Genomic DNA, 1,559 nt, shown 5'->3' on the forward strand with positions numbered 1-1,559 from the left:
GAAAAAGTGGCTCCCGATCACGTGAGCTACTACTCCTACGCCAACCTGCAAGAGCTGACGAGGCGACACGGCTTCTGCGTTCAGGGCATCCGCTGGTACCATTATTCGCCGCGAGCTCGTTGGGTAGATCGCTTGCTCCACGGGGTGACCGCACCGGTCACCTGGATTTGGCCGCAGCTGTCCGCGGGGCTGATTGCTACTTGCATTGCCGGAGAGGCGCAGCCGCGTCACGGCAGCACAACGTCCGCAGCGGAGCAAGAAGTTCCTTCGTCCGGCGGGCCACCACGCACCTCGACGACAAGTCTCGAGCACGAAAAGGAAACTCCATGAGTGAGACACTGGCAATTGTGATGGCCGCGGGCAAGGGAACGCGGATGGAATCCGAACTTCCCAAGGTCCTCGTACCCGCCTGCGGCCGGCCGATGATTGAATACGTGCTGGACACACTGGAGACTGCCGGAGTCGGACGTGCCGCTGTGGTGGTCGGTTACCGCGCCGACGACGTGCGCACCGCACTCTCCGGCCGCTCCCAACTAGTGTTTGTTGAGCAGACCGAGCAGTTGGGAACGGGACACGCCGTGATGATGTGCCGTGAGCAGATCGCCGCACATGAGGGACCGGTCCTGGTCGTGACGGGCGATTCTCCCATGATTCAGGTCGACTCCATTCGGGCGTTACTGGACCTCTATGAAAGCGAACGACCTGCCTGCATTCTCGGTTCGTTACACAGCGATGACCCGCACGGCCTGGGACGCATCGTGAGGGACGCTCAGGGAGAGTTTCAGGGCATTGTCGAGGAAAAGGATGCGACCCCCGAGCAGCGGCTGATCACGGAAGTGAACATGAGCACCTACGTGTTTGATGCAGCCGAGCTGCGACCCTGTCTGGACCAAATCACCAATACCAACCAGCAGGGCGAGTACTACATCACCGATTGTCCCGGGATCCTCCGTGAGGCGGGAAAGGATGTCCGGGCGCTCCCCGTGCTCAAACCGTGCGAAGCACTTAGCGTGAACAACATGGAACAACTGGCCGTTGTCGAAGCGGAGATGAGAAAACTCGGCATGGCCCAGTAAAACGCCGATTCGGCGACCTCCGAAGGGGTGGGTTGCCGACGTGCGCAAGCCGTCCTTTTGCGATGCGACACTGGTTCTAGACGCGGCGGCCTTTTTCACGAGAATGAGGCTTCCGCCGTGGCGCCGTCTCCGCCCGGTGCCCACATGCTGAGCCGACGCGGCTCCACCTTATCGCTGGCGATTGGGTTCGCCAATCATCCGACGAATCGGCGCAAGAAGTTATGACTTCCACCAGCGAACTGAAGATTCTCAGCGGCCGTTCCAACATTCCGCTGGCTGAGAAGATCTGTCAGTTCTTGCACTTGCCACTGGGCGGCATCGCCCTCTCCGATTTTCCCGATGGTGAGATCGGTTGTAAGATCGAAGACGATGTCCGTGGCCGTGACGTATTCCTCATTCAGCCCACGTGTCCGCCGGTCAATAAAAACATCATGGAACTGTTGATCATGATCGACAGTTGCAAACGAGCCAGCGCGGGTCGGA

At 59.8% G+C, this 1,559-nt stretch carries 2 protein-coding genes; both read left to right on the plus strand.

Annotated elements, in window-relative coordinates; translation table 11 throughout:
* Nucleotides 1–326 precede the first annotated feature (326 nt).
* Nucleotides 327–1,076 carry a sugar phosphate nucleotidyltransferase gene (locus tag LYNGBM3L_RS49835; protein ID WP_008183598.1) on the plus strand — a complete coding sequence of 250 codons (750 nt, stop codon included), beginning with the start codon at nucleotides 327–329 and terminating at the stop codon, nucleotides 1,074–1,076.
* 221 nt (nucleotides 1,077–1,297) lie between these two features.
* On the plus strand, nucleotides 1,298–1,559 hold a 262-nt coding region (locus LYNGBM3L_RS49840; RefSeq protein ID WP_131827477.1), incomplete at its 3' end, for a ribose-phosphate pyrophosphokinase-like domain-containing protein.

This window comes from Moorena producens 3L (assembly GCF_000211815.1).
GTDB classification, from domain to species: Bacteria; Cyanobacteriota; Cyanobacteriia; order Cyanobacteriales; family Coleofasciculaceae; genus Moorena; species Moorena producens.

Coding starts and splice junctions, on each gene's coding strand:
- LYNGBM3L_RS49835 (WP_008183598.1), top strand. CDS start 327: ATGAGTGAGACACTGGCAATTGTGATGGCCGCGGGCAAGGGAACGCGG.